This window comes from Paenibacillus sp. J22R232 (assembly GCF_056269165.1).
Map to the genome: position 1 here is coordinate 48,086 of NZ_JBWDNK010000002.1, position 16,910 is coordinate 64,995.

Annotated in this window: 9 protein-coding genes; 8 read left to right on the forward strand and 1 reads right to left on the reverse strand. The window is 51.1% G+C overall.

The features are described from left to right. Positions 1–3: 3 nt before the first annotated feature. From ssuD to AC0YN3_RS06685, 3 genes are read left to right on the forward strand one after another with little or no spacing between them, the layout of a single operon-like run. A complete protein-coding gene (ssuD, locus tag AC0YN3_RS06675; RefSeq protein WP_475775089.1) occupies positions 4–1,143 on the forward strand; it encodes an FMNH2-dependent alkanesulfonate monooxygenase in 1,140 nt (379 codons plus the stop codon). Positions 1,144–1,164: 21 nt separating this feature from the next. Then, positions 1,165–1,938: an aliphatic sulfonate ABC transporter permease SsuC gene (gene ssuC, locus AC0YN3_RS06680; RefSeq protein ID WP_475774347.1), complete on the forward strand. Its 774-nt coding sequence runs from the start codon at positions 1,165–1,167 to the stop codon at positions 1,936–1,938. A gap of 18 nt (positions 1,939–1,956) precedes the next feature. Beyond that, positions 1,957–2,721: an ATP-binding cassette domain-containing protein gene (locus AC0YN3_RS06685; RefSeq protein WP_475774348.1), complete on the forward strand. Its 765-nt coding sequence runs from the start codon at positions 1,957–1,959 to the stop codon at positions 2,719–2,721. Positions 2,722–2,746: 25 nt separating this feature from the next. On the opposite strand, the gene AC0YN3_RS06690 is transcribed toward AC0YN3_RS06685, so the two are convergent. Continuing rightward, complete coding sequence (locus tag AC0YN3_RS06690) at positions 2,747–3,850, reverse strand: glycosyltransferase (RefSeq protein WP_475774349.1); 1,104 nt, start codon at positions 3,848–3,850, stop codon at positions 2,747–2,749. Between the two features lie 140 nt (positions 3,851–3,990). Between AC0YN3_RS06690 and AC0YN3_RS06695 the strand changes: the two genes are divergently transcribed. From AC0YN3_RS06695 to AC0YN3_RS06715, 5 genes are all read left to right on the forward strand, one after another. Then, the gene (locus tag AC0YN3_RS06695) at positions 3,991–4,803 is read left to right on the forward strand and encodes a hypothetical protein (protein WP_475774350.1); all 813 of its coding nucleotides are present in this window, start codon (positions 3,991–3,993) and stop codon (positions 4,801–4,803) included. After that, complete coding sequence (locus AC0YN3_RS06700) at positions 4,800–5,369, forward strand: hypothetical protein (protein ID WP_475774351.1); 570 nt, start codon at positions 4,800–4,802, stop codon at positions 5,367–5,369. Before AC0YN3_RS06695 ends, AC0YN3_RS06700 begins: the two co-directional genes overlap by 4 nt. Positions 5,370–5,501: 132 nt before the next feature. Next, positions 5,502–7,244, forward strand: a complete 1,743-nt coding sequence (locus tag AC0YN3_RS06705) for an ABC transporter ATP-binding protein (RefSeq protein ID WP_475774352.1) — start codon at positions 5,502–5,504, stop codon at positions 7,242–7,244. Positions 7,245–7,256: 12 nt separating this feature from the next. Beyond that, positions 7,257–9,029: an ABC transporter ATP-binding protein gene (locus AC0YN3_RS06710; protein ID WP_475774353.1), complete on the forward strand. Its 1,773-nt coding sequence runs from the start codon at positions 7,257–7,259 to the stop codon at positions 9,027–9,029. A gap of 454 nt (positions 9,030–9,483) precedes the next feature. Further along, the gene (locus tag AC0YN3_RS06715) at positions 9,484–16,770 is read left to right on the forward strand and encodes a 5'-nucleotidase C-terminal domain-containing protein (protein WP_475774354.1); all 7,287 of its coding nucleotides are present in this window, start codon (positions 9,484–9,486) and stop codon (positions 16,768–16,770) included. Positions 16,771–16,910 lie beyond the last annotated feature (140 nt).

A 16,910-nucleotide genomic window follows, 5' to 3' on the forward strand; every position in this document is an offset into this window, starting at 1 on the left:
ATGATGGAATTATTTTGGTTCATACCCTTACATGGGGACGGCAGATATTTGGGAACGTCAGAAGGCGCAAGATCAGTTGATTATGACTATATCAAGCAAATCGCACAGGCTGCCGACCGTCTAGGCTACCATGGCGTTCTGGTTCCTACCGGCAAGGCATGCGAGGATGCTTGGGTTGCGGCATCCTCGTTAATCGGCGCTACCCAGCGTCTGAAGTTTCTCGTTGCGATTCGGCCAGGTCTTATGTCGCCTTCGACGGCTGCGAGAATGGCGTCAACGTTCGACAGGCTCTCAAGCGGCAGGCTGCTTGTCAATGTTGTTACCGGAGGCGACCCGCATGAGCTCGGCGGTGACGGCATCTTCCTTAGTCATGGCGAACGATACGAGCAGACGGATGAATTCCTGTCGGTATGGCGGCGGATGATGGAAGGCGGAGAAGTGAATTTTGACGGCAAATATATTCGTGTCGAGTCGGGAGAGGTGCTGTTCCCCGCTCTTCAGAAGCCGTACCCGCCTATCTATTTCGGAGGCTCCTCGCCAGCCGCGCAGCAGATTGCAGCCGATCATGTCGATTGTTATTTGACATGGGGGGAACCGCCTAGCGAGGTTGCCAAAAAAATTGCCGATGTTCGCAAGCTAGCGGAAGCGAGCGGCAAGAAGGTTAAATTCGGCATCAGACTGCATGTCATTGTGAGAGAGACCGAAGAAGAGGCATGGGATGCGGCCGAAAGCCTTATTCGCCATGTCGATGAGAAAACGATAGCCGAGGCGCAGCAAATCCTGGCAAGATACGATTCGGTTGGCCAGAGGCGCATGGGGGAATTGCACAAAGGCGACAAAAACTCGCTGGTTATTTCTCCGAATCTATGGGCGGGCATCGGGCTTGTGCGCGGTGGGGCTGGGACAGCCTTGGTAGGCGATCCGGACACGGTTGCTGCTCGAATTAAGGAGTATGCGGAGCTGGGTATTGATACCTTTATTTTATCGGGATACCCGCATCTCGAGGAGGCTTACCGCGCCGCTGAGCTATTGTTCCCAAGGCTGCCGTTGGCGCCGCAAGGAGAAACGCTATACGAGGGGATCCAAGCGTCGGGTGAATTGGTCGCTTACAATAAACGGCCCCAATCAGGCAGTGCTATTTAAACGGAAGGGGCTTGCATCTTTATGTTTACTCGAATCTTAAACAGCCGTATCGCGCCTGCTATCGTCCCGGTTCTCATATTGATCGTTTGGCAGCTGCTCGGGGAGCTCGGCTGGATATCCAGCCGCACGCTCCCAACTCCGCTTAAAGTGGCTGAGGCGGGCGTTGAACTTGCAAGAAGCGGACAATTGTTCCATTACATGGGCAGCAGCACGAGCCGTGCGTTTATTGGTTTTGCTATCGGAGGCGGCATAGGCTTTCTGCTCGGCTTGCTGAACGGCTTGTCGCAGACGGCGAACCGGCTGCTGGATAGCTCCATTCAAATGGTACGGAACGTCCCTCATCTGGCTTTGATTCCGCTCGTTATTTTATGGTTCGGGATCGGGGAAACGGCCAAAATATTTCTGGTCGTGCTTGGCGTGTTTTTTCCGATTTATTTAAATACCGTGCACGGCATTCGTTCCATTGATCCTGGTCTCGTGGAGATGGCGAAGGTGTACGGCCTGCGCGGCTATGCATTATATCGAGATGTCATTCTGCCGGGCGCGTTATCGTCGATTCTGGTTGGCGTGCGTTATGCGCTTGGGTTTATGTGGCTGACGCTGATTGTTGCGGAAACCATATCCGCGAACTCGGGCATCGGTTATATGGCAATGAATGCCCGTGAATTTATGCGGCTTGACGTAGTGGTGCTGGCCATTATACTTTACGCGGTACTCGGAAAACTATCGGATACGGCAGCGAAGCTGCTAGAGCAATGGCTGTTGAAATGGCATCCGAATTACGTGAAACGTTAACAGAGAGGGCGGATACGCATGCATGCCACACAAGCGGGAGCGAGGTTACTCGTACAAAAAGCAGGGAAGCAATTTGACTCTAAGCAGGTGCTTGAAGGAGTGGAGCTTGATATTCCTCCGGGGCAGTTCGTTGCGATTGTCGGGAGAAGCGGCTGCGGTAAAAGCACATTGCTGCGGCTGATTGCGGGATTGGAAGATCCGACGCAGGGAGCGATCAAGCTAGACGATGCCGTAGTAACGGGCATCCGCGAGGATACGAGAATGCTGTTTCAGGATGCGCGGCTGCTGCCTTGGAAACGCTGCGTGGATAACGTTGCGATTGGCGTCAAATCAGGAGACAAGCAAAAGGCATTGGAGGCGCTGCGGCAAGTGGGGCTGCAGGACCGCGCGAAGGAGTGGCCGGGCGTGCTGTCCGGCGGGCAGCGCCAGCGCGTCGCGTTGGCAAGGGCTCTTGTCGGTGAGCCGAGATTGCTGCTGCTTGACGAGCCGCTTGGTGCGCTCGATGCATTAACCCGAATTGATATGCAGCAGCTCATCGAGGAGCTTTGGGCGGAGCAGCAGTTCACGGCGGTGCTCGTAACGCATGATGTCAGCGAAGCCGTTGCCCTTGCTGACCGTGTTATTTTGATTGAAAACGGGCATATCGCACTCGATGTGGCGATCACGCTGGATCGTCCGCGCGAGCGTGACAATGATTTCGTATATTTCGAGAAGCTGATCCTGGATCGGATACTCGTGCGCGACAAGCATGGCTCGCAAAGTGAAACGACGTATTCGATTTAGCGTAGGATCCGGTCGAACCGTTGACCTATATGCCGCTCTTGCTTCTACCGAATAAGCCGGGGAACAGTCCGAGACGTCTCGAACGTTTGGAATGCCTGCCGAATTCCGAGTGAAAGAGCAAGGCGGCAAGCTTGTATTTGAATGCGATGTAGTAAACATACTCTCTCAGGCTGCCGCATTTGTGGGCGAAGCCAAGCTGCTTGGTGCTGTCCGTCATCATCTTCAGACGGACGATACGCTTCATATCCCCTTTGGTAGCGGCATCCGGGCTGTTCCGCATATTCGTAATCAGCATGGACCGGATCGCGCTAATGTAATAGGAGGCCATATCGTCTCTGTACCTGTCATTGGCAAGCAAACCGGATTTGTCAGAAAGACGCTTTCTTAGCTCATATTGCAAAATCAGGCATTTCTCCAAATGAGGCTTAAAGGAGGAGCGGGTTAGACTGTTTGCATTGTTATCGGTATTATAGCGGTATAGAAGATCCGGAATCGCATAGACGCGATTGGCGGCTAGTACGACCTCGAGCAAAAAGATCGTATCCTCTCCGATGGTTAATCCCTCTTGAAATCTGATATTCCTCTTCATAATGAAGCTGCGCAGAAAAAGGCAGCGCCACACGAAGCACAGCTCGTTGCCGGAATGGGCCCGTTCGGCGCTGAGCACAAGCTCCTTGCCGCTCATGACGGCGTGAAGCGTGAATTGCGGCGGTTTTTCTTCCTTCGTCTGCAAAGATTGGTACCCGCAAATGACAGCCTCGCATTCGAATTGTTCCGCAGCCGCATAAAGCTTAACGAAGAACAGATCGTCAATTTCATCGTCCGCATCCACAAATGAGATGTATTTGCCCGTAGCAGCCTTTAATCCGATATTTCTCGCGCTGCTCGTTCCGCGGTTAGGCATATGCATCACTTTAATCCGTGAATCTCTCGCAGCAAACGCCTCGCAGATCGCCCCGCTTTGGTCGGTGGATCCATCATTGACGAGCAGCAGCTCGATATGGCGAAATGGCTGGTTGATAATGCTGTCTAGACAGATGCTTATCCACCTCTCGGCATTGTATATGGGCACGATAACGCTAATGGAGACAGTCATGCGCTTCACCTCGGGAGCGGATTGGATTTCCATGCAAGTTCGTTCATAGGCTATAAAATGATCATATCATATTCGTTATAAAGAACAATTATTATTTTATAAAGACGCGCTGCACGCTCCCTGATCCTCCTAAATAGTGGTAAAATAAGAGGTGAAGCGGAGGGGATAAGCGGTTGAAGCGAATTTATTTGAGTGTAATGGCATTGCTGCTGATAATAGGCAGTTGGGGCTGGAATATTTGGTATTTTCAAAGCATGCAGCTGTCTGCCCCTTTATTTCTAAAACATGATATCAGCTTGAACGGAAATGACGGCCATATGATCAATCTCTATTTTCTGGAAAACAAAAATAGTTCTAAAAAGGTTATGCAAATCCAAGTGGAGGAGCTGCCGGAGCTTCGGTTTCAGGTTCATGCGGGCATGCCCTACTCCCATCAAATGTTAAATATGGCATACGCCGAATGGAGGCCGGACCAAACGTACGGAGCGGGCAATCAAACTCCGCTTGTTATTAGAGAGGTTACGGTGTTTTACGACAAAGGAGGCGCGGAGAAGCTGCCGATCGGCAGCATTAATATTGAGTGGGGCGACAAGAAAGGGATTGTTGCATCCACCTGGGGAAGTGCTTCTTCTAACGGCGAAGGAAGCATTCATATGAGAATGACGCAAGCTGCTGATTTAGACAGAGCGGACGTTTCCTTCAGTGCTGAAGCAAAGCGGTGGTTGACGGTGCGTTTATCCGGGGTACCGATCGAAAATATCGATTTTCCGCTTGAGCTCTCCGAAGGGGAGGGCCTGTCATTTGAATATGAGTGGACAATACCGGGCGACAATGCTGTTTTTGGCGTTTATGATTCCGATCTGCTGCTTTATTTCAAAATGGAAGATGGGCAATCCGTAATGGAGAGCGCTCGTATAAACCGAAGCGCAAGCTTTACGGAATCTGAGCTGAAGCGGCTTGTCCGGTCAGGCGGTGAGCTGCATTGAAGGCTGCCTTATATGGTTCGTTTCGCGCGATTGGCTGGGGACTTGTTCTCGTTCTTATCGACATTCGTATCGTGACCATTGATCTATTGCCCGATTTTGCCGGGTATATGATGGTTGCCTTCGCGTTGCGTACAATTGGTAGGAATCATCCTGCATGCAATAAAGCCAAATGGACAGCGGTGTGCCTTGTTTTGCTTAGCATGCCCCGGGACTTCGCAATACCCCCTATTTCATATGAGGATTTCTCGGCTATTCCGCTAGCTGTGCATATGTACATGCAAGCGATATTGGCGCTGCATGCGCTGCTTGCTTTCTGGCTGTGCAGCAGCATGGCGGAAATCGCAAGACAGGATCATCAGAAGCTGCTGCTGGATTCGATTATTTTGCGGAGAAACCTGTTTCTGTTTGTTCAATTACTGCAGCTGATTTTATATCCGTTTTTATTGAACACTGGCAACTACCTGCTGCTGCTGTTTATGGCAATGAGCGCGTTCTCTTTCCTTCTAGAGCTGCTTTATGTCCAATTGCCGTTTCGATTATCCAAGCCGCCTAGAAGACTGTTGTAACCATTCGGAGAGGGAGCGGGCGCAGGCTGCCGCTTCCTTTTCCAATTGTGCTAGCCGAGGGAAAAGGAATAGGTGAATTCGTCTAGAGAATACTGCTATACTGAAAGCTGGTACTAGGAAAAGGGGGATCTCATGTCTTTTGTTAATCGGCTCCGGTGGTTTTTTAAAGATCGGTGGGGGAGCTATGCGCTCGCAATCGGCATTATGGCGCTCGTTAGCTTGCTCTCTACGATACCGCCTAATTTAATCGGAAGAACGGTCGATCATATTCGTGAAGGTGAGCTGACTTCATCGGGTCTAACGCAAACGGTTCTTCTGCTCATAGGTCTAGCTGTACTGCTCTATGTGATGGTTTACATATGGATAACGACGCTGTTCGGCAACTCGGCGCTTATTGAGAAGGTGCTGCGGGGAAGGTTGCTCGCGAATTTATCGCGGATGACGCCAGCATTCTTTCAACGCAACAGCACGGGGCAGTTAATGGCGCTTGCAACAAATGATATATTGGCAATCGGGCAAACGGCAGGCTATGGCGTCATGACGCTAGTCAACACGCTCGTTGGCGCGTCCGTCGTTGTCATTATGATGGTATCGCTAGTCAGCTACAAGCTGATGATCGCGGCACTCATACCGCTTCCGCTGCTGGCGGTCGTGATCAGCAAGCTTGGCAAAAAGGTAAGAACCCGGTTTCTGGACGCGCAGGCCTCCTTTGGCAAGATGAATGACCACGCGCTGGAGTCGATCTCAGGCATTCGCGTAATCCGCTCTTATGTGCAGGAGAATGACGATTTGCATGCATTTAATCGCGTTACGAATGACGTTATGCTCAAAAACAAAAGAGTATCGGTACTCAACGCCATGTTCCAGCCGATTATTTCATTGATCGTAGGAATCAGCTACTCCATCGGTATCGGCTATGGCTCTTACCTTGTTTTTCAGGATGAGATTTCGCTTGGGCAGCTGATATCGTTCAATATTTATTTGGGCATGCTGATTTGGCCGATGATTTCCTTCGGCGAGTTTATTAATGTGCTGCAGCGCGGAAGCGCCTCGGCCGATCGGCTGGATACGGCTCTGAACCAGCAGCCGGATCTTAAAGACGCGGAAAAGCTGGCGCAAGTTGACGTGCCGGGAAGCATCGAGATGCGGAAGCTGACCTTTGTTTATCCGTCTGCAACCAAGCCAGCCCTGGAGGATATCACGCTTCAGCTGGAGCGCGGACAGACGCTTGGCATCGTAGGAAAAACCGGAAGCGGCAAGAGCACGCTGCTGAAGCAGCTGCTGCGCCAGTATCCGGTGGAACGGGAGCTGCTCATGATCGCTGGTTTCCCAATCGAGCAAATCGCGATCGATCAGATAAGGCGCTGGGTGGCTTACGTACCGCAGGAGCACTTGCTGCTCTCGAAGTCGATCCGCGACAATATCGCTCTTGGGAAGCCGGACGCGACGGCAGCGGACATTGCACGCGCCGTCGAGATGGCCTCATTCACGGAGGACATTGCCCAAATGCCGCAAGGGCTGGAAACGGTCGTCGGCGAGAACGGCGTCATGCTATCTGGCGGGCAGAAGCAGAGGCTTGCCATTGCGCGCGCCTTGCTTGTTGACTCCGAGATCCTGCTGCTGGACGACTCGTTGTCCGCGGTAGATGCCCGTACCGAAAGCCGAATCCTTCACCACATCAGGCTGGAGCGCGAGGGGAAAACGACCTTTATCGCAACCCATCGCCTCTCGGCCGTCAGCCATGCGGACTGGATTATCGTCCTGAGCGAAGGACGCATCATCGAAGAAGGAACACATGATGAGCTTATGCTGTTCGGAGGCTGGTATAAGGAACAGTGGGATAGGCAGCAAATGGAAGCAAGCTTGGAAGAATGAGGAGGCTCTAGCATGCCAAAGCAATCGACGGCGAGAAGACTATTCGCATATGCTCTCGTCTATAAATTTAGAATTATCGGCGCCCTGCTTATTCTTTGCTGCGCGGTAGGAGCCGAGCTTGGCGGTCCTTTTATCATAAAAACGATTATTGACAAGCATTTGTCTGCGGGAGGCGAAGAGCTGGCACCGGTACTATGGCTGCTTGCGCTTTATATGGGGCTCTTGCTCGTAGCGAGCATCGGGAATTTCTCGCAGTCCTATATTTTGCAATCGACTGCCCTGCGCATCATACAGAACATGCGCATGGATCTGATGCGGCATATTCAGCGGATTCCGCTCCGGTACTTCGACAATACGCCAATCGGCCAAATCGTTTCCAGAATCGCCAACGATACGGAGGCTGTGCGTGATTTATTCATGAGCTTCATGGCTACCTTCGTCGTGAGCTTCGTGCAGCTGTTAGGCATCTTCACGGCGTTGTTTATATTGGATGTACGTTTAGCGCTGTTCTGCTTGCTGCTTCCGCCGCTGTTCGCGCTGATTATGGTCGTGCATCTGAAATATTCCAAAAAGTATATTACGGTCATGCGCGCCAGGCTTAGCGATATGAATGCCATGATTAATGAATCCATCGTCGTTATGCCCATTATTCAGGCTTTCCGCCGCGAGAAGGTGACGCTTGCGGAATTCGAGGTTCTTAACGAGGACAGATATGTCAATCAGATCAAGCAGTTCCGTGTCTTTTCGTTGTCCTCAAGGAATATCGTAGGTACGATTGGCGCGCTTGTTACGGCGATGGTTATTTGGTATTTTGGCCGCCAATCTCTCGAAACGGCTATTATGTATGGCGTATTTTACGCGTTTATTGATTATTTGGGGCGCATCTTTCAACCGATTATCGGGATCTTCGATCAATTGACGAATGCGCAGCGTGCTTTCGTATCCGCAGAGAAAGTATTCGCTATTCTCGATATGGAAGGGAAGGAGGTTGAAGAGGTTCAGCTGGTGCAAAAACCGGATGGCGCCGTCAAATTCGATAACGTGACCTTCGCTTACAAAGAAGGCGAGAACGTACTGAAACGGATTTCATTCGAGGCGCGCAAGGGAGAGACCGTGGCGCTGGTCGGGCATACGGGCTCGGGCAAAAGCTCGATCATGAACCTATTGCTCGGATTTTATGAACCGGATCAAGGGACGATATCGATCGATGGACGCAGCATATCGGGTTATTCGAAGCAAGAGCTGCGCAAGCATATGGGGATCGTGCTCCAGGACCCGTATTTATTCGCGGGGGACATTAAATTCAATGTCAGCCTCTACAATAAAGACATCACGATTGAACGGGTCAAAAGCGTGCTGAGGGATGTCGGCGCCGCGCCGTTTGTCGAGCAGCTGCCTAACGGCTACGATGAACTTGTGGTAGAACGCGGCAGCACGCTGTCTTCGGGGCAGCGGCAGTTGATCTCCTTCGCAAGGGCGCTAGCATTCGATCCATCCATACTTATACTTGACGAAGCGACTGCGAGCATTGACAGTGAGACGGAAGGACTAATCCAGCAGGCGCTCCGCGTTGTCAGCGAGGGGCGGACAACGCTCGTTATTGCGCATCGGCTGTCTACCATCCGCGAGGCCGATCAAATTCTCGTGCTGCATCGGGGCGAGATCGTGGAGCGCGGCAACCATGAGGCGCTAATGGCGCTGGAAGGCAGGTATTTCAAGATGTACCAGCTTCAGAAAGGCGAGAAAGCGTCGCTGAAGGCGGCTGGGGTGCCGAATGAGGCTTGAAGAAAGGGATTGTTCGCATTAACGATCCAACTCTAGTGAAATGAGCAAAAAGTGCCATGTACATGACGTAATAAGTCTTGTGAATGGCATTTTTTTATGTCTATAGCCTTACATTTCAGCCTATCAAATCACATCCTTCTACTAATTGACAGGGAAATAGTTCCAATGTATACTCTCAATAAGTTTAATGTCAGTTTACTTTACATTCGGTTTGAACGGCTTTAGCTGCTTTGGGCCCAAAGCGATAATCCCCTGCCTTCATCAATGCAATAGTCTGTTACAGGATGTCATGCATGTATTGGAGAAAGGGGATTTTTATTACCGTTCATGAACAAATGTGCAACTTTACTAGAACTTAATTTCACACTGATATTGCGATGACAAATTTTCTTTACGCTTACAGTGGCATATTAAGGGTAATGTATGATTTCTGGAGTGAGAGAGGAGAAATAAAATGCAGAAGCTTGTTAAACGAATACAAAAGAAAGCGTGCATGCTGCTTGCAGCTGTTCTCGTTGCCGGGAGCACGCTGAGCGGTATCGGAGGCTCCGTCCAGGCTGCCCCGGCGGGAGGCGATATCGTCATCTCGCAAGTATTCGGCGGCGGGGGAAACAGCGGAGCGTTAATCAAAAATGATTTCGTGGAGCTTTACAATCCTACTTCATCCGAGGTATCGCTCGCGGGATGGTATATCGCATATGCAGCAACTGGAGCAACAGCCTATCCGGCAAGGAACGCTTCGAATACGCTTGAATTAACAGGAAAGATCGGAGCAGGCCAATATTATTTAATACAGCTTAAAGCTGGAACTAGCGGCACAGTGGATCTCAGCTCGCCGAATTTGAGTTCAACAGCGATCGATATGAGCGGTTCGAACGGAAAGGTTAGATTGTATAACAGCACATCCGCAGTAGTGGATACAGTCGGCTACGGGACGGCGAGTGTCGCTGACACCTTGGAGACAGCACCAGCCGGGGGGTTAAGCTCAACAAAAGCGGCAATACGCAAATCGCTTCTTCCAGGCGATAGAGCCCTCGATACGGATAACAACAGCACGGACTTTGAAGTCGCGACTCCCGACCCGCGCAATTCGTCTTACGGCGTAGTTGCGGTGGAAGTCGAAGCGGTTAAGGCGGATATCGCTCCGGGAGCCGTAAAGCCAGGCACGGTCATTAAGCTATCCACCCCGACCGTTGGGGCGAGCGTGTACTACAGCGTATACGGAGCAGGTGATACGCAGGTTGATCCCGAGGATTTCACTTGGTACCAGCCAGAGAGCTCTGCAATCGAAGTAACGGAGCCGACGACGGTTCATGCTTACGCCACAAAAGAAGGGCTGACAAGCAGTCCGTTACGCGAGTTTGCATACAGCATATCGAGCCTTGGCACGATCGCCGATGCTCGCGCAGCGGCAATAGGCACGAATGCTACGCTAAGCGGAATCGTTACGCATCGGGCTGAGTCAGGCGCATTCGTCAATCTTTTCGTACAAGATGCGAATAATGGGATTATCGTTCGTGTTCCAAGCAGCACCGAGGCAAAGCCCGGCAATCTCATTGAAGCCTATGGCAAGCTGACCGAATTTTCCGGCTTGCTTCAATTGGAGGCTGCCGTAGAAAATACGGAGATTACAGGCTCCTCAGCGTTACCTGCGCCGACAAGCGTAGATTCCACAAGCTTCGGCAAAACGATAGAAAACCGCAGCCAGTTCGAGGGCCGTCTCGTACAGCTTGAGAACATAACCGTTGAAAGCGCGGCAGGCGGTGTCGTTACGGCAACGGACACGGTAAGCGGCGGCAAAATAATCATCTATTCCTCAGATGCCGCGTTTGTCGCTGGCAAAACATTCGAGCTGGTAACAGGAGTAATGACCTATCACTCCAGCGTTGGGCTTGAGGTACTGCCTCGCTCGCCGCTCGATATTGTCGAGAAGAGGCTGACCGTGCAAGCCAGCATTCCTTCCGGAAATATCAATGAAGGAGCGGCTATTGAGCTGAACACGCTGGCTGCAGGCGGAGTCATTCGTTATACAACGGATGGAACCACGCCTGCCGCGGCAATCGGAACGATTTATGCGGCACCAATCGTCGTGAACGAGGATACAGTAATCAAAGCGGTCGTAACGGCTAGCGGCGAGACGAGCGAAGTTGCAGTCTTCACGTATAAGGTGCTCGCGAATACGGACGGCATCGCCATCCACACGATTCAAGGCGAAGCGCACTCATCCCTTTATAATAATGTGAAAGTATCTCATGTAACAGGCATCATCACTTCCGTCAGCACGAACTCGTTCTACATGCAGACGCCAGATGACAAGCAGGATGACAATCCAAATACATCGGAAGCCATTCAAGTGTACAAGCCTGGTCATGGTTTAGCGGTGAAGGATTCTGTTTCCGTTGCGGGAACGGTGGAGGAGTACGGCAACAGCCCATCTCTCTCCGTTACTCAAATCAATGCTTCTGCAATTGAAAAGATATCCGGCAACAACGTACTTCCTACGGCGACTTTATTAGGAAAAAATGCCGATGAAACGAAAGAGCGCATCATACCGAGCATGATCGATACAGACAGCTTTGGCGTGTTTAATCCTGAGGTCGACGCAATCGACTTTTTTGAAAGCCTAGAAGGCATGCTGGTTGAGGTGATAAAACCGACGATTACGGGTCCTTATGCGAACGCGGTAATTCCAGTAGCGATCGATAACGGCGCTTTTGCGAAAAACCCTATTCGGACGGCCGCCGGAGGCCTCGTGCTTCAAGGCAACGGTTTGGACGGCACGGACAGCAGCCTTAATCCTCAGAAACTGTTCATTGGCGGCTCGAAGCCGGCAGGCGAAGAGATTAAAACAGGCGATGCATTCAACGGCAGCATCGTTGGCGTCATTCAATACGCTGGCGATTTGTACAAGCTGTTGCCAACGGAGGCATTGCCGGCAATTACGCGCAGCACGAACGCGCAGAAAGTTACTACTATCCAGCCTGATGGTGAAAAACTGACGATTGCTACGTTTAACGTCGAGAATTTCAGCGCGGCAGATACAGTAAAAGCAGGCAAAATTGCTTCGATTATCGTTACGAACATGAAGCAGCCGGATATTATCGGTTTGATGGAGGTTCAGGACAATGACGGCGAGAAGGATAGCGGCATAACTGACGCTTCCCAAAGCTTCCAAACACTTATCAATGCGATAAAAGACAAAGGCGGGGCTACGTACTCCTATACGGATATCGCTCCAGAGAATAACAAGGACGGCGGCGCGCCAGGAGGCAACATCCGCGTAGGCTTCTTGTACAAGGCCGATCGCGTTACGCTTGCTCCTGGAATCAAGGGAGATTTTGAGTCAGCCATAGCTGTGGACGCAGATGGAAGCTTGACACAAAACCCAGGACGGATCGGCTCCGCAGACGCTACTACCTTCAACGCGTCGCGCAAGCCGCTCGTTGCGGAATTTCTTTTTAACGGAAAACGGGTAGTCGCGATAGCGAACCATTTGAACTCCAAGGGCGGGGACGGCAAGCCATGGGGAAGTATTCAGCCGGTAATCCGCAGCAGCGAGGTTCAACGCGCGAAACAAGCGGAGACGATACACGGCTTTGTTCAGGAGCTGAAAGCAAAGGATTCTGAAGCAAGCGTCGTCGTATTGGGCGATTTTAACGATTTTCAGTTCTCTGGAACGTTAAACAAGCTGAAAGGCTCGGAGCTAACGAATCTGGTTGATAAGCTGGACGTCTCCGAACGTTATTCATATATCTACGACGGCAACTCGCAAACGCTGGATCACATTTTGGTAGATCAGGAGACGAGCCAAAACGCTGTTATCGATGTCGTACATGTGAACGCTGATTTTGCAGCCGAGCATGGACGGGTAAGCGATCATGATCCGCTGCTCGCGCAGCTGGATTTCACAGCTGGTCTAGCGGTAACGATTATGCATGTCAATGACTCGCATGCCAACCTTGCCAATGTAGCCAAACGGTTCACGGCAGTTAAACAGGTTCGCAGCACTTCGGCTAACTCGATCCTGCTTGATGCGGGGGACGTGTTCTCGGGTACGCTGTTCTTTAACAAATATTTGGGTCAAGCGGACTTGGCGTTTATGAATAAGCTTGGCTATGACGCGATGGTATTCGGCAACCATGAGTTTGATAAAGGTCCTTCCGTACTGGCAGATTTCGTAGAGAAAGCGAAATTCCCATTCGTAAGCTCCAATATCGACTTCAGCAAAGAGCCGGAACTTAGCGGATTCTTGGCTGACCAAGCGGTAGGACAAAAGGCTGAGAACGGTAAAATTTACGATGCTATCGTTTTGGAAGAAGGCGGAGAGGAAATCGGCGTATTCGGCTTAACGACCGAGGATACGAAGTTTCTTGCATCGCCGGGCGAGAACGTTATTTTCGAGAATTATATCGCCAAAGCGAAAGAAACGGTCAAAATGCTGCAGGATAGGGGCATTAATAAGATCGTGGCCTTAACGCATCTAGGACATGAATTTGACCTTGTGCTGGCTGAGCAAGTACTCGGTATCGATGTTATCGTAGGCGGCCACAGCCATACGAAGGTCGATGCGCCTAAAGTATTCCATGCCGAAACGGAGCCAACGCTGGTCGTTCAGGCAGAGGAATATAACAAATATTTGGGCCGACTGGATTTGAAATTCAATGCAGCTGGCGTGCTTACGAAGTGGAACGGCAAGTTGCTGGACATTGCAACTTTTGCTGCAGACCCGGAAGCGACGGAAATGCTGAAGCCGTTCAGTGACGGGGTCGCCGATATTCAACGTGAAGTTATTGGGAAAACGAATGTGCTGCTTGACGGCGCTCGCACGTCTGTACGCGCCAAAGAAACGAATCTGGGCAATCTGATGACTGACGGCATGGTCGCTAAAGTGAAAAGTCTCGTGACCAGCACACCGGAATTGCAGCAATATGACGTAAAAGGTTTTGTAGGCATTCAGAATGGCGGAGGGATCCGTGATTCGATTAAGATTAGCGCGGCAGGCAAGCAAGACGGAGACATTACGCTTGGCGAGCTGCTGACGGTTATGCCGTTCGGCAACAACCTGACGGCGCTTCGGATGACCGGGCAAGAGATTATTGCGGCGCTTGAGAACGGCGTGAGCGGAATCGAAACAGGTCAAGGCCGCTTCCCGCAGGTGTCTGGCATGCGCTTCTACTATGACAGCAAGAAGCAGCCGGAAGTACTTGATGCGAACGGACAGCTGACCCAGGCAGGGAGCCGAATTATCAAGGTAGAGGTCAAAAATGCGGATGGCAGCTACAGTCCGATCGACGTTAACGCTTATTATTTTGTGGCAACCAACTCGTTTATGGCCAATGGCGGAGATTTCTACCGTTCCATGAAGCAGGCGAAGGATGCAGGACGCCAGCATGAGCTGAACATCGTTGATTATGAAGTGTTCTTGGAGCATATTACCGGTTTAGGCACGATAAACACGGTAACGGAAGGACGGATCACCGATTTGCTTGGCGAGCCGCTTCCGGGCGGAGACGATGACCCGTTCAAGCTGACACTTATGCATGTCAATGATACGCATGCGCATCTGGATGCCGTTGCCAAAAGAATAACGGCTATCAAAGGCATCCGCGAAGAAGTAGATCATTCCATTCTGCTTGATGCAGGCGACGTGTTCTCTGGCACGTTGTATTTCAACAAGTACCTTGGCCTTGCCGATTTGGAATTCATGAACTACATCGGCTATGATGCTATGGTATTTGGCAACCATGAATTCGATAAAGGCCCATCCGTGCTAGCAGATTTCGTTAAACAAGCACAATTTCCGTTCGTAAGCTCGAACATCGATTTCAGCAAAGAGCCTGAGTTGAGCGGTCTTGTATCTAATGAAGCGGTTGGAAGCCCGGCTGCTGATGGGAAAATTTACGATGCGATTATTTTGGAGAGGGACGGCGAGAAGATCGGAGTATTTGGATTAACGACCGAGGACACGAAGTTCCTTGCATCCCCTGGAGAAAACGTCGTATTCGAGAATTATATCGACAAAGCCGATGAGACGGTCAAAATGCTTCAAGCGGAAGGTATCAATAAGATCGTTGCATTGACTCATCTAGGTAATGAGTTCGATAAACTATTGGCTGAAGCCGTTACGGGAATTGACGTAATTGTCGGCGGACACAGCCATACCAAGGTAGATGCTCCAATTGTATTCCGTGCAGATAGCGAGCCAACCTTGGTCGTACAGGCAGAGGAATACGGCAATTACTTGGGACGTTTGGATCTTGAATTTGACCAAACAGGTGTATTGACGGCATGGAACGGCAAGCTGCTGACAGTAAGCGGCTACGCTGCGGACGCAACGGCTGTCGAGATGCTTAAGCCTTACAGCAACGGTGTTGCCGATATTCAAAAACAAATCATCGGGAAAACAAATGTGTTTTTGGATGGCGAACGTACTTCCGTCCGAGCAAAAGAAAGCAATTTAGGAAACCTGATGGCGGACGGCATGATTGCCAAGGTGAAGAGCTTTGTAGACAGCAGCGCGGAATTGAAACAATTTGAAGTCAAAGGATTCATAGCCATTCAGAACGGCGGCGGAATTCGGGCATCCATTAAGCAAACCGCTGACGGTAAAGCAGACGGTGACATTACGCTTGGCGAGCTGCTGACGGTTATGCCGTTCGGCAACAACCTGACGGCGCTTCGGATGACCGGGCAAGAAATTATTGCGGCGCTTGAGAACGGCGTGAGCGGAATCGAAACAGGTCAAGGCCGCTTCCCGCAGGTGTCAGGCATGCGCTTCTACTATGACAGCAAGAAGCAGCCGGAAGTACTTGATGCGAACGGACAGCTGACCCAGGCAGGGAGCCGAATTATCAAGGTAGAGGTCAAAAATGCGGATGGCAGCTACAGTCCGATCGACGTTAACGCTTATTATTTTGTGGCAACCAACTCGTTTATGGCTAATGGCGGAGATTTCTACCGTTCCATGAAGCAGGCGAAGGATGCAGGACGCCAGCATGAGCTGAACATCGTTGATTATGAAGTATTCCTTGAGCACATTAGTAATCTCGGAACGATACAAGCTGCGGTCGAGGGACGCATCGTTGACGTGAGCGTAACTGCGCCAACGCCAACGCCACCAACCTCGACGCCGACGCCGACACCAACGCCGACACCGACACCGACGCCAACGCCAACGCCTGGCGGAAATGAAGGCACGGAATTCAGCGATGTGGGCAGTCACTGGGCTGCGAAAGCGATTGATGAGGCCGTAACGCTTGGTTTCGTTAACGGGTTCGGAGACGGTACCTTCAGGCCGAGCGATGAAGCGACTAGAGCGCAATTCATCACAATGGTCGGCCGCGCTTTTAAGCTGGAAGCAACGGGAGGACAGCTCAACTTCGCTGATGCAGGAAAGGTTCCTGCTTGGGCCCGCTCGTTCTTCGCGCAGCTCATCGAAGATAAAGTCATTGCGGGTTACGAGGACAATACGTTAAGGCCAGGAAGTGCGCTGACCAGAACGGAAATGACCGTCATTCTCGTACGTGCTCTTGGCATAGAGGTTGATGCCAATGCGAAGCCAACGTTTGCCGATGTAAGCAGCATTCCGGTATGGGCACATCCTTACATTGCAGCAGCTCAGACCGCAGGTCTGGTTGAAGGCATGGGAGGCAACCGTTTCGCTCCGCAATCGAACGCGACGAGAGCAGAGGTCGTAACGCTCTTGCTAGCAGCGCTGAATTATAAACAGAGCGCTATATGATAAAGAGGCTGACTGCAAACTCGATCTAAAGCTATGCGTCCCGTTCCACTTCAAATGAGTGGGACGGGGCGTTTTATTTTATAAGGAAAGGACGGATTGCATGATTGTATTTTTCATGCTGCTTTGCTATAGTTTGTGTG